The organism is Geoglobus ahangari, assembly GCF_001006045.1.
GTDB classification, from domain to species: Archaea; Halobacteriota; Archaeoglobi; order Archaeoglobales; family Archaeoglobaceae; genus Geoglobus; species Geoglobus ahangari.
In genome coordinates this window covers 1,047,145-1,064,946 of the sequence record NZ_CP011267.1, presented here as the reverse complement: position 1 = coordinate 1,064,946, position 17,802 = coordinate 1,047,145, and the positions used below count along the sequence as shown (strand labels likewise).

Annotated in this window: 25 protein-coding genes and 2 tRNA genes; 6 read left to right on the top strand and 21 right to left on the bottom strand. The window is 53.9% G+C overall.

What is annotated here, in order from left to right:
* Position 1: 1 nt before the first annotated feature.
* The 10 genes from GAH_RS06290 to GAH_RS06245 form a co-directional block, all read right to left on the bottom strand.
* Positions 2 to 247 (bottom strand): hypothetical protein, encoded by a 246-nt coding sequence (locus GAH_RS06290; protein WP_048095411.1) that lies wholly within the window; start codon positions 245 to 247, stop codon positions 2 to 4.
* Complete coding sequence (locus tag GAH_RS06285) at positions 244 to 1,716, bottom strand: monovalent cation/H+ antiporter subunit D family protein (RefSeq protein ID WP_048095409.1); 1,473 nt, start codon at positions 1,714 to 1,716, stop codon at positions 244 to 246. Before GAH_RS06285 ends, GAH_RS06290 begins: the two co-directional genes overlap by 4 nt.
* Positions 1,713 to 3,200, bottom strand: coding sequence for a monovalent cation/H+ antiporter subunit D family protein (locus tag GAH_RS06280; protein ID WP_052747792.1), 1,488 nt, complete (start codon positions 3,198 to 3,200; stop codon positions 1,713 to 1,715). Before GAH_RS06280 ends, GAH_RS06285 begins: the two co-directional genes overlap by 4 nt.
* On the bottom strand, positions 3,197 to 3,598 hold the full coding sequence (locus GAH_RS06275; RefSeq protein WP_048093523.1) for a sodium:proton antiporter: 402 nt from the start codon (positions 3,596 to 3,598) through the stop codon (positions 3,197 to 3,199). The genes GAH_RS06280 and GAH_RS06275 overlap by 4 nt, the downstream gene beginning before the upstream one ends.
* On the bottom strand, positions 3,585 to 4,043 hold the full coding sequence (locus tag GAH_RS06270) for an MnhB domain-containing protein (RefSeq protein ID WP_048095407.1): 459 nt from the start codon (positions 4,041 to 4,043) through the stop codon (positions 3,585 to 3,587). The genes GAH_RS06275 and GAH_RS06270 overlap by 14 nt, the downstream gene beginning before the upstream one ends.
* A complete protein-coding gene (mbhE, locus tag GAH_RS10370) occupies positions 4,036 to 4,842 on the bottom strand; it encodes a hydrogen gas-evolving membrane-bound hydrogenase subunit E (protein WP_052747790.1) in 807 nt (268 codons plus the stop codon). Before mbhE ends, GAH_RS06270 begins: the two co-directional genes overlap by 8 nt.
* The gene (locus GAH_RS06260) at positions 4,826 to 5,374 is read right to left on the bottom strand and encodes a Na+/H+ antiporter subunit E (protein WP_052747789.1); all 549 of its coding nucleotides are present in this window, start codon (positions 5,372 to 5,374) and stop codon (positions 4,826 to 4,828) included. Before GAH_RS06260 ends, mbhE begins: the two co-directional genes overlap by 17 nt.
* Positions 5,371 to 5,682, bottom strand: a complete 312-nt coding sequence (gene mnhG, locus GAH_RS06255; protein WP_048095405.1) for a monovalent cation/H(+) antiporter subunit G — start codon at positions 5,680 to 5,682, stop codon at positions 5,371 to 5,373. Before mnhG ends, GAH_RS06260 begins: the two co-directional genes overlap by 4 nt.
* On the bottom strand, positions 5,664 to 5,945 hold the full coding sequence (locus GAH_RS06250) for a monovalent cation/H+ antiporter complex subunit F (protein ID WP_048095403.1): 282 nt from the start codon (positions 5,943 to 5,945) through the stop codon (positions 5,664 to 5,666). Before GAH_RS06250 ends, mnhG begins: the two co-directional genes overlap by 19 nt.
* Before the next feature lie 109 nt (positions 5,946 to 6,054).
* Positions 6,055 to 6,129: transfer RNA gene (locus GAH_RS06245), tRNA-Arg, on the bottom strand.
* A 105-nt stretch (positions 6,130 to 6,234) separates the two neighbouring features.
* Between GAH_RS06245 and GAH_RS10365 the strand changes: the two genes are divergently transcribed.
* On the top strand, positions 6,235 to 7,059 hold the full coding sequence (locus GAH_RS10365; RefSeq protein WP_052747788.1) for an AAA family ATPase: 825 nt from the start codon (positions 6,235 to 6,237) through the stop codon (positions 7,057 to 7,059).
* Here GAH_RS10365 and purB read toward each other — a convergent pair whose 3' ends face one another.
* Together purB and GAH_RS06230 are read right to left on the bottom strand one after the other, a co-directional pair.
* Complete coding sequence (gene purB / locus GAH_RS06235) at positions 7,060 to 8,412, bottom strand: adenylosuccinate lyase (protein WP_048095402.1); 1,353 nt, start codon at positions 8,410 to 8,412, stop codon at positions 7,060 to 7,062.
* A gap of 42 nt (positions 8,413 to 8,454) precedes the next feature.
* Entirely contained in the window at positions 8,455 to 8,634 is a 180-nt protein-coding gene (locus tag GAH_RS06230; protein WP_048095401.1) for a hypothetical protein, read from the bottom strand.
* An 84-nt stretch (positions 8,635 to 8,718) separates the two neighbouring features.
* Between GAH_RS06230 and GAH_RS06225 the strand changes: the two genes are divergently transcribed.
* From GAH_RS06225 to GAH_RS06215, 3 genes are all read left to right on the top strand, one after another.
* Positions 8,719 to 8,791 (top strand) — tRNA-Val (locus GAH_RS06225).
* 70 nt (positions 8,792 to 8,861) lie between these two features.
* Complete coding sequence (locus GAH_RS06220; protein WP_084632315.1) at positions 8,862 to 9,230, top strand: cell division protein SepF; 369 nt, start codon at positions 8,862 to 8,864, stop codon at positions 9,228 to 9,230.
* A complete protein-coding gene (locus tag GAH_RS06215; protein WP_048095399.1) occupies positions 9,227 to 9,838 on the top strand; it encodes a ZPR1 zinc finger domain-containing protein in 612 nt (203 codons plus the stop codon). Before GAH_RS06220 ends, GAH_RS06215 begins: the two co-directional genes overlap by 4 nt.
* Here GAH_RS06215 and GAH_RS06210 read toward each other — a convergent pair.
* From GAH_RS06210 to GAH_RS06190, 5 genes are read right to left on the bottom strand one after another with little or no spacing between them, the layout of a single operon-like run.
* Positions 9,803 to 10,765: a NapC/NirT family cytochrome c gene (locus tag GAH_RS06210; protein WP_048095398.1), complete on the bottom strand. Its 963-nt coding sequence runs from the start codon at positions 10,763 to 10,765 to the stop codon at positions 9,803 to 9,805. The genes GAH_RS06215 and GAH_RS06210 overlap by 36 nt on opposite strands.
* A complete protein-coding gene (nrfD, locus tag GAH_RS06205) occupies positions 10,762 to 11,916 on the bottom strand; it encodes an NrfD/PsrC family molybdoenzyme membrane anchor subunit (RefSeq protein WP_048095396.1) in 1,155 nt (384 codons plus the stop codon). Before nrfD ends, GAH_RS06210 begins: the two co-directional genes overlap by 4 nt.
* A complete protein-coding gene (locus tag GAH_RS06200) occupies positions 11,917 to 12,621 on the bottom strand; it encodes a 4Fe-4S dicluster domain-containing protein (protein WP_048095395.1) in 705 nt (234 codons plus the stop codon).
* Between the two features lie 9 nt (positions 12,622 to 12,630).
* Positions 12,631 to 13,098, bottom strand: a complete 468-nt coding sequence (locus tag GAH_RS10360) for a cytochrome c3 family protein (RefSeq protein ID WP_052747787.1) — start codon at positions 13,096 to 13,098, stop codon at positions 12,631 to 12,633.
* Positions 13,099 to 13,129: 31 nt separating this feature from the next.
* Positions 13,130 to 13,420 carry a hypothetical protein gene (locus tag GAH_RS06190; protein WP_048095393.1) on the bottom strand — a complete coding sequence of 97 codons (291 nt, stop codon included), beginning with the start codon at positions 13,418 to 13,420 and terminating at the stop codon, positions 13,130 to 13,132.
* A gap of 255 nt (positions 13,421 to 13,675) precedes the next feature.
* Here GAH_RS06190 and GAH_RS06185 point away from each other — a divergent pair, with 255 nt between their 5' ends.
* The gene (locus GAH_RS06185) at positions 13,676 to 14,710 is read left to right on the top strand and encodes an S-methyl-5-thioribose-1-phosphate isomerase (RefSeq protein WP_048095391.1); all 1,035 of its coding nucleotides are present in this window, start codon (positions 13,676 to 13,678) and stop codon (positions 14,708 to 14,710) included.
* On the opposite strand, the gene purF is transcribed toward GAH_RS06185, so the two are convergent.
* From purF to GAH_RS06170, 3 genes are read right to left on the bottom strand one after another with little or no spacing between them, the layout of a single operon-like run.
* Positions 14,711 to 16,081 carry an amidophosphoribosyltransferase gene (purF, locus tag GAH_RS06180; RefSeq protein ID WP_048095389.1) on the bottom strand — a complete coding sequence of 457 codons (1,371 nt, stop codon included), beginning with the start codon at positions 16,079 to 16,081 and terminating at the stop codon, positions 14,711 to 14,713.
* Positions 16,082 to 16,088: 7 nt separating this feature from the next.
* Positions 16,089 to 16,268, bottom strand: coding sequence for a 50S ribosomal protein L37e (locus GAH_RS06175; RefSeq protein ID WP_048095388.1), 180 nt, complete (start codon positions 16,266 to 16,268; stop codon positions 16,089 to 16,091).
* A gap of 9 nt (positions 16,269 to 16,277) precedes the next feature.
* A complete protein-coding gene (locus GAH_RS06170) occupies positions 16,278 to 16,499 on the bottom strand; it encodes an LSm family protein (protein WP_048095386.1) in 222 nt (73 codons plus the stop codon).
* 67 nt (positions 16,500 to 16,566) lie between these two features.
* Between GAH_RS06170 and GAH_RS06165 the strand changes: the two genes are divergently transcribed.
* Positions 16,567 to 17,037, top strand: coding sequence for a DUF1947 domain-containing protein (locus GAH_RS06165; RefSeq protein WP_048095384.1), 471 nt, complete (start codon positions 16,567 to 16,569; stop codon positions 17,035 to 17,037).
* 93 nt (positions 17,038 to 17,130) lie between these two features.
* Here GAH_RS06165 and GAH_RS06160 read toward each other — a convergent pair whose 3' ends face one another.
* Positions 17,131 to 17,796 (bottom strand): phosphoglycolate phosphatase, encoded by a 666-nt coding sequence (locus GAH_RS06160; RefSeq protein ID WP_048095382.1) that lies wholly within the window; start codon positions 17,794 to 17,796, stop codon positions 17,131 to 17,133.
* Between the last annotated feature and the right edge of the window lie 6 nt (positions 17,797 to 17,802).

Genomic DNA, 17,802 nt, shown 5'->3' with positions numbered 1-17,802 from the left:
TTTACCTCACCTTCCCTATTCTCTCGTAGTAGTCCTCGTCCTTCATTATGAGCTTGCCAATGGACTTTGACACAACGACGAGCAGAACGCACATCACAAAGCCATAGACTGCGCTGAAAGCCGGAACCTCCCAGGAAAAGTGGTGCTTAGGATGTGCTATAAAGTAGTAGGCAATGTCCGACAGTATCAGTATTCCCGCAACTGCGTAGAGGTACTTCATCCACCTCTCTGCGCTGAGTTCGATCATATTCCACCACCCCAGACGTTGTTAACCGCAACCCTCGCCAGCTCGAAAACGTTCAGAATGTCGGGGTTCAGGAACAGGATTACCGAGAACAATGCGGTGATGGCGAGGGGCACCACCATGTACAGGTGGTAGAGTCTTCCCCTCTCGTCGTACTGACCATCGGGCTCCCTAAAGAAGGCGTTCTTGATTATCGGGAAGAAATAAACCACGTCGAGGAGCGAGGCGGCAAGTATTGCAGCGAGGGCGATCAGGTTGTTTGCATCTATCGTGCCGAGGGCTATGAACCACTTGCTTATGAACCCCGCAACTGGAGGCAAACCGCTCATTCCGAAGGCTCCGATTGAGAATGCGGCAAAGGTTACCGGCATAGCTCTCCCAAGCCCGTCAAGCTGACTCACCCTGTCCTTTCCGGAGATCACCGCTATCGCCCCGGCGCAGAGGAAGAGGGTGATCTTCATGTAGCCGTGGAACGGAATGTGCATTATCGCTCCGGCAAAGGCCAAGGGGTTCAGCATCGCCGCTCCGACGAGAATGAACGAGAGCTGGTTTATTGTGGAGTAAGCTATCCTCCTCTTCAGGTTGTCCTCCCCTATTGCGAGGATGTTCGCCACGATCATGGTGAATCCCGCTACGACCGCGAGGATTGCGCCGAGGTTGAGAGATGAGGCGAGGTCGGGGCCGTAGACGTAGTAGATGACCCTTATCACCCCGAACACTCCGGCCTTAACAACCGCGACAGCATGCAGTAAAGCGGAGACAGGAGTTGGAGCGACCATGGCTGTGGGAAGCCAGGAGTGCAGGGGCATGTAGGCGGCCTTCACGAAACCGAGCAGGTAGATGATGAAGAGAATCCTCAAGACCTCCGCTGGCCCGTTGAGGAAGCCTCCCGCCTGGAAATCCGTGGTGCCTGTGAGCCAGTAGGTTATTGCCAGCGCAACAAGCAGGGCCGCTCCAGACGGCAGGAGGTAGGCGAGGTACCTCCTTCCGCCGGATATCGCCTCGGACGTCTCTTCATGGGCAACAAGCGGGTATGTGCAGATTGTGAGGAGCTCGTAGAAGACGTAGAACGTGAGCAGGTTCTTGGAGAATGCTATGCCGAAGGCGGAGAATATTGCGACGGCGAAGCTGAAGTAGAATCTCGTCTGTGCGTGCTCGTTTAAGGCGCGCATGTAGCCTATGGAGTAGATGGAGACCAGAATCCACAAGGAAGATGACGTGATGGCGAATATCATTCCGAACGCATCAACCCTGAAGGCGAAGTCAAGCCCGGGGGCTATGTGGAAGAGCGTAACCTCGACCGGAGCTTTCATTACTTCCTTTGACAGCGGAACAATGGCGAAGAAGCTAACAATGGAGGCGATGATTGTGACACTCTCTCTCAGGTTCGGGTACCTGCCGGTGAGCAGTATCAGGAGCGAGGCAATGCCGGGAGACAGCAGGGCAATCAGCACGAGCGTCTCGGCGTTCATGGCACCACCCCTAAGGTTTTCGCAATTGAGTCGAGCATCGGCATTCCTGCACCGCTGAGCCAGAACAGTCCGAAAGCTATGGTGAGGAACGCGAGGAACAGGGCAGGTAAGAGCATCTCAGCCGGAAGCTCGTCCCTCTCCTGCTCGTGGTGATGGTCGCCCTTCATGTACATCGTCTCGATGACCCTCCAGAAGTAAACCAAGCTTAGGAGGGAGCTCGCCACCATGACAAAGATGTAGGCGATCTGCCCGGTTTCGAGGGAGGCGAGGATTATGTAGAGCTTCGTCACGAAGCCAACCGTCGGAGGGATGCCGATCATCGATATGGCTGCTATGGTAAACGCTGCTGCCGAGAAGGGCATTTTCCTTCCAATTCCGGCGAGGTCGTCTATCTCCCTGAACCCGAACTTGTAGATGAAACCGCAAGCGACCATGAAGAGCGTCGCCTTCATTATGGAGTGGTTGAGGAGGTGCACGACGGCAGCGCTCAGCCCCCACTTCGTGTGGAGGAACGTTATGGCCAGAACAATGTAACCGACGTGGGAGATGGAAGAGTAGGCGAGCATCCTCTTCAGACTCTTCTGCATTATGGCGAAAACTGAACCGAGAATTATCGCCACGGCAGCAATCCAGGCTATGAGAGTCCACACCTGAACGAACTTCTCGAGGAAGCTGACCGTGAAGACGGAGAAGACAACCCTTATCAGGGCGTAGGCGTTTATCTTGGCCATTGCGGTCGAGATCAGCACGGTGACCGCTGACGGAGAGTGCTCGTACGCGTCGGGCTGCCACGTGTGGAATGGGAAAAGGGCCATCTTTATAGCAAGGCCTATGAAGTAGAACACAAAGGAGGCCTGCACGACCCTGTTCTCGTAAACGAGGGATAGCAGGATTCTCGCATCGAGCATGTTCAGGGTGCCGGTCTCAGCATAGAGAAATGCCGTGCCGAGCAGGTAGAAAGAGATTCCCACAGTTCCGAGGATAAGGTAGTTGTACGATGCGACGAAAGCCTTCCTACCGGCCATGGCGATCAGAGCATATCCCGCAAGCGAGGCAATCTCGAGGAAGACGAAGAGGTTGAAGAGGTCTCCGGTAACGGAGACGCCGACCATTCCAGAGATCATAAGCTGCCAGAGGGTGTAGAAGTAAGGCCACTTGCTCTCCTCGACCTCCCTCTCAACAACCCTCCTTGCGTAGATGGTCGCGAGGAGGCTGAACACGAGCACCACTGACAGCATGTAGGCCCCGAGCTCGTCGATCACATACTCTATGCCCCAGGGAGGTCTCCAGCCACCCAGCCAGTACCTTATCAGCCCGTTTTTGAGGAGGTAGTCCAGCAGGATTGCGGAAAAGATGAGCTGGACGATTATGGTTGCGAGGGATATATAGTATCCCGCCCTCCTGCTGAATATACCTGATATCAGGATCGTGAAGGATGAGAGGAGCGATATCGCGACAATTACCACCGGCAGGTGCTCGATCATTCTACCATCTCCCTCAGCTCTTCTTCGTCAAGCGTCCCGAACTCCCTATAGATGCGTATCATCAGGGCAAGGGCTAAAGCGAGCGTTGCTGCTGAAACGACTATGCCCGTCAGCACGAGGACGTGGGGGACTGGATTGACGTACATGTAGCCGTGCTCTATTCCCTTCTCCCACACTATCGGCGCTGTTCCGCTTTTAAGCCCGAGCGTGTTCTCTATATCTCTCCCAACGTCGGCCATTGATATAAAGAGCAGGAATATGGCTGTCTGGAATATGCTCAGCCCAATTATCTTCTTGACGAGGTTGTTGTAGACTATCGCCCCGTACAGGCCAATCAGCATGAGCACGACAAAGCTCCAGTAGTTGTAGCGCTCGAGGAACAGCTCAATCACGTCCATCCTCATCACCCTTCCACACGAGGTCGAAGAACAGCGAGGTGAAGCTCGCAGCCACGGTCATCCCTATACCCACCTCAATCACGTCCGCGATCAGGATTCCCCTCGCAACAGTGTGGGGCACGAACAGACTGAGGAACGTTGCCGAGTAGTTCAGGAACTCCGCAAAGCCGAGACTGTAAATTATGGTCAGCATGCCGACTCCAGCGTAGATGTAGAGGCCGAAGCTCTTAAAGGCCGTGTTCCAGCTCTCCGGAGCCTTCTCCCTGCCTTTCTCTGCCCCGAAGGTTATGGCATAGAGTATGAAGGAAGCGGCAAGAATAACACCGCCCTGAAATCCGCCTCCCGCACCCTCCGTGCCGGTCATCACGTAAAAGCCGTAAAGCTGGATGAACGGGAGCATGGTTCGTATGGTCGTCTTGATAACCACGTTTATGTCATCACTCAAGGTATCCCCTCCTCAGTAGTGCTGCAACGCTAACAGCAGCTGTGAAGATGACGACCGTCTCTCCGAGAGTATCGTAGCCTCTGTAATCCGCAAGACCGGCGGTGACCATGTTGGGCGTGTTCATCTCCTCCTCGCACTTCTCCTCCCACCTGACCGGTATTGAGTACCTGTAGACCTTCAGCTCACCGTTTGACGGCTCAATGAAGTAGAGCTTCTCCAGATTGGGGAAGAACTTCTCGTTCTTCTCAATCAGCACCTCCCAGCCGTGCTCCTCTTCGTTCCACACCACCCTGTAGGTGCCGTCCTCAAGGGGCGGCCAGTTGTTGGATGTCGTGTAACCCAGAGACTCTATCCTGCTCTTGATCTCTTTCGGCAGAACGCCGCTCTCGAGTTTGGCTGAAAGCCCGCGGTCCTCGAGGCTGAATAGCTCGATCCACTTGTTGGGAGGAGATTCCGGATCTCCAAAGGGGGGCATGTCCTCGACGACGTAAATGAATAAACCTGCGAGCATGAAAACCGCCATTGCCCCGACAACGGCCTTCGAGGCGTTTATCCTGCTCGTGTCGAACCTCCTGAGCCTTGTGAGGCTCGCTACCATCAGCGCAGTTGAGGCTCCAGCACCTATCGCAGCCTCCGTGAATCCCACATCCACTGAGTTCATCTGAACGTAGATGCACGCCATGACGAACGTGTACGTGCCGAGGATGGCGATGGATGCGAGCAGATCCCTTACTATTAAAGCTGAAACCGCAGACACTATCAGGAAGATTATCAGGGCGATATCAAGCGGAACTATCATGCTGACCCTCCATAAAGACGTGAGCTATCTTGTTCTGCATCGTCTGATCAACAATAAGCGGCTCGGCTAGTTTCCTGTCTATGGCGTGAACCACAAACTTCCCCTTCTCCGGCTCAACAAGGATGGTTATCGTTCCCGGAGTCAGGGTTATGGAGTTAGCCATGAACGTCAGAGCAAGGTCACCCCTAAGCGGGGTTTCAAACTCCACGACAACCGGATCGAGAGGCATTTTCGGGTGTATGGCCCTCCACGCAACGTCCAGATTGGCGAGGACTATCTGCCAGAGCTCCCAGGCTATGTAGGGTATTGCTCTCGCGAACTTCACGTGCCACTTCCTGCTGAGGTCAAATATCACGTTCCTTGAAAGGTAGGTGGTGAGCAAAGCTGCAGCAAGACCCTGTGAGATGTGGATGGCGTTGAAGTGTCCCGGAGCGTCGGGAGAGATGGCCCAGGCTGACAGCAGAACCCAGAACCCGAACATCACCACGAACGTCAGCACCAGCGATATTCTCCTGTCAAGGTTCTCGCTCATCGGGACTCCTCCTTCTTCCACATCTTGACCCCGGTCAGATACGCGGCCTTGATCAGCGCGTGAGTGCCCACAGGATTGGCGAGCAGTATGAAGAAGGACAGGAAGAGCAGCTTGACCGAGAGGAAGGAGAACCCCTCGTACACCATGAAGCCCAGAATTATGAGCACCTCTCCGAGCGTGTCGCACTTGCCTGCCGCATGCAGCCTTGTGTAGAAGTCTGGGAATCGAATGATGCCGAGGGCTCCGGCTATCATGAAGAACACGCCGGAGAACATCAGCAAAGCCGAGACTACGTGTAGGGCTTCCATAGCTCTCCCCTTTCTATGTATTTCGCAACAATCAGCGTTCCAACAAAGTTCAGCATCGCGTAGGTCAGAGGGATGTCAATGAAGATCGGCCTTTCGAACAGGTAGCCGATGACAACAAGAAGCACCACAACCTTTGTGCCTATTACACTTGTCGCCATCAGCCTGTCGAGGGTTGTGGGCCCCCTGAAAACCCTGTACATCGTCATGAGAATTGAGACAGTTATGAGAATGCCGACAGCGAGGAAAACGTCGAGCATCTCCATAGTGGATTTTAACATCTATAATCACTATAAATAGCTTTCTAAAAGTTTCCGCGATTCAGGGGAGAAAAAGTAGCGATTTTTTGCTCGCCCGGATGAAAAATTAATCAAGCGGACCCGCCGGGATTCGAACCCGGGATCTACGGCTTAGAAGGCCGTCGCTCTATCCAGGCTGAGCCACGGGCCCCCAGAGATGGAGCTCAATCAGGATTTATGAACTTTGTGGTGGCGGATCTGAATAAAAGCGCGGAGGCGAGAAAGGAATAAAACCAGAGAGGTGGCAGACCAAGTGATGGGAGCATCTGTTCTCATAGTGGGCCTCCAGCAGCACGACTCGGGAAAGACCACGTTCGCCACAGCACTGCTCAGGTACCTCTCAGGTGAGGGGGTTGATGCGGAGTACCTGAAGCCCGTCTCGGCCTTCAACGTGTGGCGTGACTACGACGCCCTGAAGGAGAGCGTGAGGGTCGGATTTCCCGTCAGCGGGGACGTTCTGAAGGTTGCGGAGAGCGTGGGAATTTCAGAGAGGCTCGAGGAGGTTAACCCGGTATGCGTCGTAATGTCGCCTGTAGATCCGGAGAAGGTTGGCTGGAGTGGGATGGCGATGGTGTCCCTCAACACCCAGATCGTGGCGGTTAGGGTTACCGAGAGAAGCGGGAAGATCGTGCTCTACGAGGTTGAGAGGGGCTGGAACAGGTTCCCGGATTTTCTCAGCAAGGAGTGGGGTGATTTCAGTGGAGTTGACGAGGTCAGGGAGGTTGGCTACGAGGAGTTCGAGGAGATCATGTCCAGAGCGAGAGCACACTGCGACTTCTGGGTTGGAAGGGTGGCGAGGAGGCATGAGGTGAGCGTTGTAGAGTCGTCGAGCAACGTCTCAGCCCCGAGCTGCAGATCGCTCAGCGTTGACGTGGTTGTGGCAGTTACTCCCGGCAGGGTGTTCGTGGTTGACGGAGAGAGGTACTCAAGGGCGGTCGAGGTTGCAGGATACGTCAGCGACCCGTGGAAAGTCCCGGCCCTCGAGGTGCTCGAGCTTGCAAGACCTGAAAAGAGCTTTCCCACAAGCCCGGGAAAAATTGGGGAAGATGCTCTGAGAGCTGTTGCAGATTACCTGCTGTGATCACCGCCTCGATTCCAGCAGCTTCCTCGCCCTCTCAACCACCGCATCAATCCTCTCGAGGGCGGTTCCGAGGTAGTTCTCAGGCTTCAGAAGCTCCTCCACCTCATCGGGCCTGAGATACTTCAGGATCTGCTCGTCTTCGAGAACCACGTCCTTCAGAGGTCTTCTCTGCTCATAAGCTTTCATGGCGCATCTCCTCAGCATCTCGTGAGCCTCCTGCCTCGACACGCCCCTCTTCGTCAGCGCGATCATCAGCGCCTCGCTCATGTTTATCCCAAGCTGCCTCTCCAGATTCTCCCTCGCCTTTTCTGCGTCAATTTCGAGGTTTCTCATCAGCCTTATGGTCTTGGTCAGTATGTGGTCAGCAAGAACCGTCGCCTCTACGAGGATTATCCTCTCTGCAGATGAGTTGGTCAGATCCCTCTCCTCCCACAGGATTGCCGACTGGTGCTGGGGCTCAACAAAGCCCCTGATGACCCTCGCGAGCCCGCAGATCTGCTCGCTGTCTATGGGGTTCCTCTTGTGCGGCATGGTCGAGCTTCCGACCTGCTTGCTCACGTCAAACCTCTCGAAGACCTCCTGCGTCTCGCTCCTCTGCCACAGCCTCACGTTCAGGGCGATTTTCTCGAGCGTGGTGGACAGGTTGGCGAGGAACTCTACATACTCGCAGTACACGTCCCTCGGAATTATCTGGGCGCTGATCTCTGCGGGTGTCAGGTTCAGGTACCTCATCACCCTCCTCTCTATCTCGAGGCCCTCCTTTCCGAATGACGCCTGAGTCCCGACAGCACCGCTCATCTGCCCAACCAGAAGTCGCCTCTTCATCCCCTCAAGCCTCTCAAGGTGCCTCATAACCTCCGACAGCCACACGGCAAACCTGAACCCGTAAGTGATGGGGAGCGCGGCCTGACCGTGAGTTCTGCCGAGGCAGATCGTGCTCCTGTGCCTCACGGCCATGTCGGCCAGAACCTCGATCAGCCTGAGCAGCTTTGATTCGAGGATCTTGACGCTGTCCCTGAGCTGCGTCGCCACCGCAGTGTCGATTATGTCGTTCGAGGTGGCGCCGAAGTGCACCCACCTGCCAGCACTTCCGGCCACTTCTGCCACAGCCTTGACGAGGCTCATGACGTCGTGCCTGATCTCTGCCTCAATCTCCCTGACCCTCTCGGGGGATATGCTCCTTGCGTTCTTTCTCACAGCCTCGTACTCCTCCCTGCTGAGGTAACCCATTTCCGAGAGAACCCTGAGAAGAACGACCTCAACCCAGATCATCCTCTTTATCCTGCTCTCCTCGCTCCAGATCCTCTTCATCTCGTCGGTGCCGTACCTGTAGTCAATGGGGTGAACGATCATGAGAAGAGTTGGACGGGAGAATATAAAGGTTTACGGGAAAAATTAAAAGATCAATCTGTTGTCAAAGTCCTTTACCGCGTCCTTAACGCAGTAGAACTCCCTGCCGATCTTCTTGAGGTACCTGCACCTCTTTCCGGTGTACCCTGAGATGCAGAGCTGACAGTCCTCGGGATAGACCTTCTTTATGCCTATTCCGAGATTCTCTATTCGTGAGCTCAGCATAATTCATCACCATGACCTACTTGGACTTCATATCATAAAATTCTTATTCTGCAGGTCACCCCATAGTTATAGCCCTTCAAAGCCGGGTCCGTGGTCTAGTGGTTATGACGCTGCCCTTACGAGGCAGTGATCCCCGGTTCGAATCCGGGCGGACCCATGAAAATTTCTCAGAGTGCGATGTGAAAGCTTAAATACTAATTCTCCCCAAATTCATTCAGGTGAGTGTCATGGGAATTATGGAGAAGCTCTTCGGCAAGCAGGAAAGAGTTAACGTGGACGAATACGAGGAACTCGATCTCAGCGAGTTCGAAGCCGAGCTTGAGGGAGACAGCGAAACGTACATCAAGGTGGCAGAGATCACGAGCCTCAACGAGATCCCCGAGGTCAGGAGGCAGGTTTACGATGGTAACATAGTCATAGCCGACGTGGCGTTTCTGAAGCACGACAAGCTCACGCTCGACAGAGTTCTCAAGGATCTCAGGCAGCTCGCAGAGGATGTTCACGGCGACATCGTGGGGCTTGGTGAGGACTACGTGATCATAACCCCCATGGGGATAAAGATCGACAGGAACAAGATCAGAGGAACTAGGAGATGATACCCTGCCCGGTTTGCGGAGAGGAGCTTAACGTTGTAACCGCAACCTACGACACACCATATTTTGGAAAGCTGCTGATAACCTCAATAAGCTGCCGGTGCGGATTTAAGCATTCAGACTCTTTTGTCGCCGAGATAAAGGATCCGGTCAGGTTTACGATCGAGGTCAACAAGAAGACGCTGTTCTCCAAGGTAGTGAGGTCAACCTCCGGCACAATAAGAATCCCGGAGCTCGGACTCGCGATGGAGCCCGGGCCGGCGAGTCAGGGGTTCATAACCAACGTCGAGGGAGTGCTGATGAGGTTCGAGGACGTTGTTGAGATGGCCAAGAGGTGGAACTCCGACGATGCGGATGCTGTCGAGAGGTGCAACTTCATACTCGAGAAGCTCAGACTCGCCAGAGATGGAAAGGAGAGGCTCACGATAGTCCTCGAGGATCCGCACGGGAACAGCATGATAATCAGCGACGAGGCGTTTATGGAAAAAATGAGTGAAGTTGAGGCCAGATCGCTCAAGACCGGCCTGACGGTGGTGGAGATCACCGGCGAGGACTACCTGAAGAGGGTGGTGGACTCAGCTTCCGGTGGGGAAGAGACCGATGTGACATAGGTTGCACTTCTTCTCATCCACCACGGGCTTGTGCTCCGGCTTTTCGTGACATGAGACGCAGTCTATCTTGAAGCCGTTGACATGGATTGAGTGCATCTGCAGATCCGGTATCGAGACGTTGGTCACATCCCTTATATGGCATTTCTTGCAGTTCAGGCTCATGTTGCCGTAGAACCTTATGATGTTCTTGTGGCAGAACTCGCACTTGATGTCCCTCTTGAGGTGGAGCGAGTGGTAGAAGACAACGTCCTTGAAGTACACCTTGTCCGCCGGATTCTTGTGGCACGACGGGCACCCCGTGATGGGTATGCCCTCGGGAGTCTTGTAGAAGTGGCAGACGAAGCAGGTGGTGTCCTTCACGGCTATGTGGCTCCCGATGACGATCTCCCTGTGGCAGCTCACGCACTCGAGCTTGAGGAACCCTCTCTTGTAGCCGTCAAGGTGCTTGTTGTGGCTGAAGGACAGGTTCTTGTACCTGAGCGCACCGATCTCGGTTATGTCCTTGTGGCAGTGAAGGCAGTTCTCCGAAGAGATGTTGGCGGGCAGGTTCACATACGGCGGCTGCTTTGCCGTCAGAACCGAGAGAGAATGATACGCCCCTTTCAAAAAGTCCACAGGATTGCTGCCGTAGTGACAGAGGTAGCACTTCACCCCCCTGTGGGTCGACTCCTCCCAGCTGTGGAAGTAGTACTCCATCTGGTGACAGGTTGTGCACAGCTCAGGATCACTGGCGTATTCGATTGCTATCAAAACCACGTTTCCGAGGATGAAGACCCCTATCAAAAAAAGGGAGATCAGGTACTCCGGAGGTCTCTTCTTGACCTCCACCAGCCGGTCTCCTGACTTCTTGAACTCCTTTCCACACACCTCGCACTTATACTCCTTCGTGTCGTTTTCCGTCTGACAGAACGGACATACCCATTTCATAACTCAGCCCTGAACTTCTTTTCGTACGGTGGGAATAAGTATGCTACGATTGGCAGCATGGCCAGTGGTGCCATCAGTACTGCAAGTGCTGCGAACAGTCCCTCCCTTCCCCACAGCGGTGGAGTGTAGGAGACGAAGCCTCTCAGGCTGTAGTCTATCAGCTGCGCGCCTATGACCATGTTCCATCTCATCGCGAAGACGACGACGAGTATGGTAATCGAGGCTATGGCTATGAACGCCGTGTTTATCTTGCCAACGTTACACTTGTAGCAGACATACTTGAGGAACAGGAGGGCCTCGAGGGAGCCGATCACCTGAATCGCGAGTGGAATGGCGAGCTGAGTTGACGCGAGCTTGATGACCGCCCAGGCTATGTCCTCCTTGTATGCGTAGAGTATTGTGTTTATCGTTTCCAGAGCAAAGGCCGCGAGCATGAAGTAGAAGACGTAGTTGGCCACGGTCGAGATGACCTCGGGCTTCCTCTCCACCCCGTAGACTCTCGTGAAGACGAGGTATAGCAAGAGAACCATCGCACCTCCAGCAGCAAGTCCACCGAAGACAAAGCTCACCGGCAGAATCGTGGTGTTCCACCACGGGTTGGACTTCACAACACCGAAGAGGAACGAGACGTAGCTCAGACACCACGCCGCAATGAGCTCAACCCCAGTCAAGATCTTTATCACCTTCTTGTCGACCCTCCTTGCCTCGTCGCTGATGTCGTAAACGCCTAACGTAAGGATCTTGAAGAGCAGTCTAATTACCGGATTCTCCTCACTCATCGCTCTCTTGACTATATCCACCCTAAAAAGGAACCACATTTCCCCGAGCAAAGTGAATAGCTCTGTGAGATAGACTATACCGAAAACTGCCATGACGGAGCTGTAGTTTGGAGTCACATAGATCTCGAATGCCCTCTGTGGCTGACCGAGGTCGAGGAGCAGAGGCAGGAGAGCAGAGAGAACGAAGGGCAAACTCGACATCACAACAAGCTTTTCAAGATCCTTCAGCTCCTTCCTCCAGAACTCAGCTATGGCATATACCGTGACCATCCCCGTGATGATGCTGACAATGTACGGATAGACAACTATGAGAATTCCCCAGAAGACCTCGTGGTTGGGGTAAACGAATCCCTCAACTACAGTGGTGCTCACTTACCACACCTCCCATCCGATGTTTTCATAAAACACCTTGGGCCTCGTGTTGAGCTCGGGCTTCAGTATCCTGACGTTCCTCTCCCTCAGAACTTTCTGGATGTGCTCGTCGGAGATCTTTCCGAATATTCTCGCTCCTGTTGGACACACCGTCACGCAAGCGGGCTTCATCCCCCTCATGATCCTGTGGTAGCACCACGTGCACTTGTCCACAACCCTTTCGTGGTGGTTGAAGTACCTCGCTCCATAGGGGCAGGCCTGAATGCAGTACTTACACCCTATGCAGTGGCTCTTGTCGATCAGCACCACGCCCTCCTCGGTTATCCAGGTCGCGTTTACCGGACAGACCTTGACGCACGGAGGCTTGTCACAGTGCATGCAGAGCTTCGGGACGAAGTATGCCCTCAGAATCTTGTCCTTGTCTATGTCGAGCTCTTCAAACCCGAACTCACCGCCATGCGGTGACTCGACGAAGACGTTTTCGAGCTCACCATCAGACGTCACGACATACCTCTCGACCCACGTCCTGTACTTTTCCTCCGGGACGTGGTTCTCAGCCCTGCAGGCCCTAACACAGCTACCGCAGCCTATGCACTTCTCCGAATCAACAACATAAACAAAAACGTCCTCACTCTTGGCAGGTTTCATGAAAAATATGACTGCTGAACCCGCAACAACTCTCTTGATGAACTCTCTCCTCTTCATGCGATCACCTCAGATAAACCACGGGTGGTGCGGGTCGTGGCAGGCGACACACAGCCTTCCCTTCCCGTGCTCCTCCCAGTCGTACAGTATCCTTATCGTGTTGGGATCCCTGCCGATCGTTGGCTTGTGACAGCCAAGGCAGAACTCCCTTGAGTCGTCAACCTTCATCTTCGCTGCAGGGTGATCTCCGGCAGGCCCGTGGCAAGTTTGGCAGTCGAAGTTGTGCTTCCCCTGATTGCTCTTCTCGTAGATCTCAGCATGGCAGTTGCTGCAGTACTCCCTTCCCTCCGCGTGCACTGGCTTTTTTGCCAGCTCCTTCTGCTCACCACTTATCCCGTACATCCCCTCCACGCCGAGCAGCTTGTCAGCAAGTCCGGGATAAACCTCCTCTCCCATGGCGCGGAGGGCGAGAATAACAGCAACAAAGATGATAAGAATGTTAACAAGAACGAATAGCGCTCTAAACAAATGCTTCATGCATATCACCAAAAAACAAAATTAAAAAAGTTTAAGAAGTTGTCTCTTCCTTCTCGGTTGTCGAAGTGATGGTCTGTACCGCCACTGCGACCACTGAGATCGCTGTCAGTCCAACGATGCCGATCATTGAAGCGAACATCACTATTGCACCGAACCAGCCCATGTTGCCGTACAGCGCGTCTACGAGCAGCACTCCGATTATTGGGAACAGCAGTGCAAGTGTGAAGACCCCAAGGAGCTCCCACTTCTTGACGTATGACAGTAGCAGGTTAGCAATTCCTCCGAGCACGCCGACCAACACAACGATCATTACCTCATTCATATGCATTCACCTCCAATTAATACTTGGTTTTCAAAATATTTAAAGGTTTTGAAATGTTGATACAGGAAATAAGGCTGATGAAAAACCGAAAATTTAAATCAGGCGGAATATCTTCACTATTTTTCATTTAAATTATATGTTGAAAATAATTAACAACGTTAAATAACTGAATGTATTGCCGAGTATTAACAAGAAACACCGCTGCCCCACCAAGGTCAGCAAACGTAATATACCCGCAAAACCCGCACACCAGACATGAGAACGATATTCTGGGAGGAGAACGCGGTAAAGATGATAGACCAGACCAAGCTCCCGGACAGCTTCGAGATTCTCACCTGCAAAACCGTTGAGGAGCTTGGAGAGGCTATAAAGAGGCTATCCGTCAGGGGAGCTCCAGCTTTAGAGGCCGCGGGCGGTTACGGTGTAGCCCTTGCCGTTCACGAGAGGAGTTTCTCCAGCACTGACGAGCTGAAGGAGCACATCAGGAAAAGGGCAGAATACCTCGCATCAACAAGGCCCACCGCGGTGAACCTCTTCGTCGGCATAGAGAGGGTTCTGAAAAAGGCCCTCGAAGGAGAGAGCATTGAGGAGATAAGGGAGATAGCGGTCAGGGAGGCAAACAGGATTGCGGATGAGGACGTCGAGAGGAACATGAAGATGGGCGAGATTGGTGCGGAATTGCTTGAGGATGGAGACGTCGTCATGACGATCTGCAACACTGGCAGGCTCGCGACGGTTGACTGGGGTACCGCGCTAGGTGTGATAAGGAGCGCTGTTAAGCAGGGGAAAAACATCAGGGTTATCGCCTGTGAGACGAGGCCTCTGAATCAGGGATCGAGGCTTACAACATGGGAGCTCATGCAGGACGGCATTGACGTCACCCTAATCACCGACAGCATGGCAGGGATGGTTATGCAGAGGGGCATGGTGGACAAGGTGATAGTCGGGGCGGACAGGATTGTTAGAGATGCGGTGTTCAACAAAATCGGAACCTACACCCTCTCCGTGCTCGCAAAGGCTCACGGGATTCCGTTCTACGTGGCTGCCCCGAAGACGACATTTGACTGGGGTAAGGAGGCGAAGGACGTGACAATAGAGGAGAGGAGCAGGGAGGAGCTCGTGTACTGTCACATAAAGTGTAGAAACAGCCTGATAGCACCGAGGGACGTGAAGGTCTTCAATCCGGCATTCGACGCCACCCCCCTCGAGAACGTGACGGCCATAGTGACCGAGTACGGGATAATCTACCCTCCATATGAGAAAAGTGTCCCAGAAATTCTGAGGCTGTGATCAGCACCTCCTGCAACCAGCAGCCTCGCTGACATCCACGGGGTAGTCTGCGGTGAGGCATGCAAGGCAGAGATCCTCTTTTTTCATTCCCACCGCCTCGACGAGCCCGTCAAGGCTCAGGTATGCGAGGCTGTCCGCGTTTATCTCCTCCCTTATCTCCTCCACGCTCTTGCTTGAGGCTATGAGCTCCTCTCTCGTGGACATGTCTATGCCGAAGTAGCATGGGGAGATTATCGGCGGGCTCCCGACCCTGAAGTGCACCTCTTTCGCTCCAGCGTTTCTCACCATGTCAACAATCTTCCTGCTGGTCGTCCCCCTGACTATGCTGTCGTCAATCAGCACCACCCTCTTCCCATCAACGTTGCTCTTGACCGCGTTCATCTTGATCTTCACTGAGAGCTCTCTGACACTCTGGTTTGGGAGAATGAAAGTCCTACCAACGTACCTGTTCTTTATGAGGGCCTCGAGGTACTCTATGCCCGACTCCTTGGAAAAACCTATGGCAGATGTCGTCCCGCTGTCCGGGACTGGAGACACCATGTCCGCCTCAACTGGGCTCTCCCTCGCGAGTATCCTGCCTATCTTCTGCCTGACATCATAAACGCTTATCCCGTCAATTATCGAGTCGGGACGGGCGAAGTAGATGTACTCGAAAACGCACAGCGCTTTCCTGTCAGATCGCTCAACTCTAACGAACTCCATCTCCCCCTCCCTGATAACCACAGCTTCTCCTGGCTCAACGTCCCTGAGAACCCTCGCACCAACAGCATCAATCGCACAGCTCTCGCTGGCGATTACGTAGCCAAAATCCCCCTCTCCGACGATGAGGGGCTTGAAGCCGAGAGGGTCGCGGTACCCAATCAGCGTGTCGTTTATTGCCATTACGAGGGTGTAGCTGCCGCTGAGCATCTGGGAAACAGACTTGAGAGCGGAGACGACGTCGCCGTTGAGCAGCTGCTTGGATATCAGCTTTGCAATGACCTCAGTGTCAGAGTCTGTGATGAACACCGCTCCTCCATTCTCGAGCTCCTCCCTGAGCGACTGGTAGTTGACGAGGTTTCCGTTGTGGGCTATTGCAAGCGCGCCACTTTTCGTCTTCACCAGAAGGGGCTGGGCGTTCTCTATCCTGCTCTCCCCGGTGGTCGAGTACCTGACGTGGCCCACAGCTATGTTTCCCCTCATCTCATTGAGCTTCTTCTCGTCAAACACCTCGCTTACAAGCCCCATCCCCTTGTGGATGTGGATGTAGTCACCAAAAACGGCAATGCCAGCAGACTCCTGACCGCGATGCTGGAGAGAATAGAGGGAAAAGAAGGCGAGGCGGGAGGTTAGGTTCTCATCCCTGCAGAATACCCCAACAACACCACACATCTCAATCTCAGTACCTGTCCTTCTTCTTCCTGACCCAGTTGTAGCTCCTAATCCTCTTGCTCCTGCCAAATCCGCATGCAGCGCAGTAGCCCTTCCTCCTGTGGAACGAGACCCGTCCACACCTTCTGCACTTTATGTGAACGATCTTCCTGCCCCTCTTACCCATTGCAGCCGTTCCGTCAGACATTGCACCACCTCACTGCGATGGAGAAACGAAAACGACGGTATCTCCCCTAATAACCACACTCCCGAGCTTCTTGATTACCTCACCGTCCTGAATCTCCTCAGCATTGATCAGCACGAGGTTCATGTGAATGTCGTAACCGTCCAGTATCCCCCTGAACTCCCTTCCACCCTTAAGCCTTACCAGCACAGACGTGTTCAGCGACTTGTTCAGCACATCAAGAGGCCTTGCCATTTTTAATCCTCCGTGAACTTTTTATTCCCCATTGGTTCGTGTGTATAAAAAAATATCGGATGGTGCCATGAAGAGGCAGAAGCTCAGGAAGAAGGAGACCAAGAGGGTGCTGAAGGAGGTTGAGGAGAGAACCGGGGTAAAGATCGAGGGAGAACTCGAGAGAGTGGAGGTTGCCGGCAGGGTCGTGCTCCTGCTGAATGAGGAGCCGGTGCTGCTTGAGCATGACGGCAGGCACTACTTCACGGTCTACGGCATAATGAAGTTCAGGCCGGAGAGGGGAATGGTGGTCGTGGACGAGGGAGCGGTGAAGTTCGTGATGAACGGAGCGGACATCATGAGGCCCGGGATTGTAGAGGCTGACAGCAGCATTCAGGAAGGCGATTTCTGCTACGTTGTCGTTGAGAAGAAGCTGACGCCCCTCGCAGTTGGAATCGCTCTCACAAGCGGCGAGGACATGGTTGGAGACAGGGGAAAGGCTGTTGAGAACATACACCACCTGAACGACAAGATCTGGAGGTTCTTCTTCAAGAGGGAGTGAGCCTCAGAGCCGTGGAGGCTCATCACCCTTCAGAATGTTCAAATTTCATCATCGGCTGAAGAGTTTTGGAGGCTCTGAAGAAAAACGTTCTGCTCATATCAGCCCCAGAAACTCGAGGGCCTCAACAACCCCATCCCCATTGGGCTTCGACGTGACTATGTCCGCTACCCTCTTTAGCTCCACATCTGCATTCGCCACGGCAACACCTATCCCTGCAACCTCGAGCATGTCTATGTCGTTGTGGGAATCGCCGATCGCAACGAACTTCCCCACATCCAAGCCGAGGTGGTCTGCCACATACCTCAGCGCCTTACCCTTGCTGACCTCTGCATCAACGATGTGGTAGGCGAATCCGGAGTCGAGGATCCTGACGCCCATGCCCTCCACCATCCTCTCCGCCTCTTCCCTCGGAAACGTTCTTCGAAGGCAGATTTCGGACTTCCTGAAGGCATCATCTAAGAGCTCAACCTCATACCTGCTCCTGATCACCTCCAGTGCCCTGTAGCACTTCTCCTTGTCCCCAAGCACCACATCATCCCCGTCATACTCGAACCTCACAACCCCACCGTTCTCGCATATGACCGTGTCCGAGACGCCTATGAGCTTCGCAGCCGTCCTCGCGAAGCACGGCATGTTTCCGGTTGCGAGCACCACGGGAACTTTCAGCCTTCTCAGAGCCTCTACGGCCCTGCAGTTCAGGCTCCTCTTTTTATCGGTAATCGTGCCGTCAATGTCCACTGCCACGCCTTCGATCTCCATGGAAAA

Bases quoted from the DNA above. Each gene is read 5' to 3' on its own strand.
- GAH_RS06290 (WP_048095411.1), bottom strand. From the start codon at position 247: ATGATCGAACTCAGCGCAGAGAGGTGGATGAAGTACCTCTACGCAGTT.
- GAH_RS06285 (WP_048095409.1), bottom strand. From the start codon at position 1,716: ATGAACGCCGAGACGCTCGTGCTGATTGCCCTGCTGTCTCCCGGCATT.
- GAH_RS06280 (WP_052747792.1), bottom strand. From the start codon at position 3,200: ATGATCGAGCACCTGCCGGTGGTAATTGTCGCGATATCGCTCCTCTCA.
- GAH_RS06275 (WP_048093523.1), bottom strand. From the start codon at position 3,598: ATGGACGTGATTGAGCTGTTCCTCGAGCGCTACAACTACTGGAGCTTT.
- mbhE (WP_052747790.1), bottom strand. From the start codon at position 4,842: ATGATAGTTCCGCTTGATATCGCCCTGATAATCTTCCTGATAGTGTCT.
- GAH_RS06260 (WP_052747789.1), bottom strand. From the start codon at position 5,374: ATGAGCGAGAACCTTGACAGGAGAATATCGCTGGTGCTGACGTTCGTG.
- mnhG (WP_048095405.1), bottom strand. From the start codon at position 5,682: ATGGAAGCCCTACACGTAGTCTCGGCTTTGCTGATGTTCTCCGGCGTG.
- GAH_RS06250 (WP_048095403.1), bottom strand. From the start codon at position 5,945: ATGGAGATGCTCGACGTTTTCCTCGCTGTCGGCATTCTCATAACTGTC.
- GAH_RS10365 (WP_052747788.1), top strand. From the start codon at position 6,235: ATGGGAGCATCTGTTCTCATAGTGGGCCTCCAGCAGCACGACTCGGGA.
- purB (WP_048095402.1), bottom strand. From the start codon at position 8,412: ATGATCGTTCACCCCATTGACTACAGGTACGGCACCGACGAGATGAAG.
- GAH_RS06230 (WP_048095401.1), bottom strand. From the start codon at position 8,634: ATGCTGAGCTCACGAATAGAGAATCTCGGAATAGGCATAAAGAAGGTC.
- GAH_RS06220 (WP_084632315.1), top strand. From the start codon at position 8,862: ATGGGAATTATGGAGAAGCTCTTCGGCAAGCAGGAAAGAGTTAACGTG.
- GAH_RS06215 (WP_048095399.1), top strand. From the start codon at position 9,227: ATGATACCCTGCCCGGTTTGCGGAGAGGAGCTTAACGTTGTAACCGCA.
- GAH_RS06210 (WP_048095398.1), bottom strand. From the start codon at position 10,765: ATGAAATGGGTATGTCCGTTCTGTCAGACGGAAAACGACACGAAGGAG.
- GAH_RS06200 (WP_048095395.1), bottom strand. From the start codon at position 12,621: ATGAAGAGGAGAGAGTTCATCAAGAGAGTTGTTGCGGGTTCAGCAGTC.
- GAH_RS10360 (WP_052747787.1), bottom strand. From the start codon at position 13,098: ATGAAGCATTTGTTTAGAGCGCTATTCGTTCTTGTTAACATTCTTATC.
- GAH_RS06190 (WP_048095393.1), bottom strand. From the start codon at position 13,420: ATGAATGAGGTAATGATCGTTGTGTTGGTCGGCGTGCTCGGAGGAATT.
- GAH_RS06185 (WP_048095391.1), top strand. From the start codon at position 13,676: ATGAGAACGATATTCTGGGAGGAGAACGCGGTAAAGATGATAGACCAG.
- purF (WP_048095389.1), bottom strand. From the start codon at position 16,081: ATGTGTGGTGTTGTTGGGGTATTCTGCAGGGATGAGAACCTAACCTCC.
- GAH_RS06175 (WP_048095388.1), bottom strand. From the start codon at position 16,268: ATGTCTGACGGAACGGCTGCAATGGGTAAGAGGGGCAGGAAGATCGTT.
- GAH_RS06170 (WP_048095386.1), bottom strand. From the start codon at position 16,499: ATGGCAAGGCCTCTTGATGTGCTGAACAAGTCGCTGAACACGTCTGTG.
- GAH_RS06165 (WP_048095384.1), top strand. From the start codon at position 16,567: ATGAAGAGGCAGAAGCTCAGGAAGAAGGAGACCAAGAGGGTGCTGAAG.
- GAH_RS06160 (WP_048095382.1), bottom strand. From the start codon at position 17,796: ATGGAGATCGAAGGCGTGGCAGTGGACATTGACGGCACGATTACCGAT.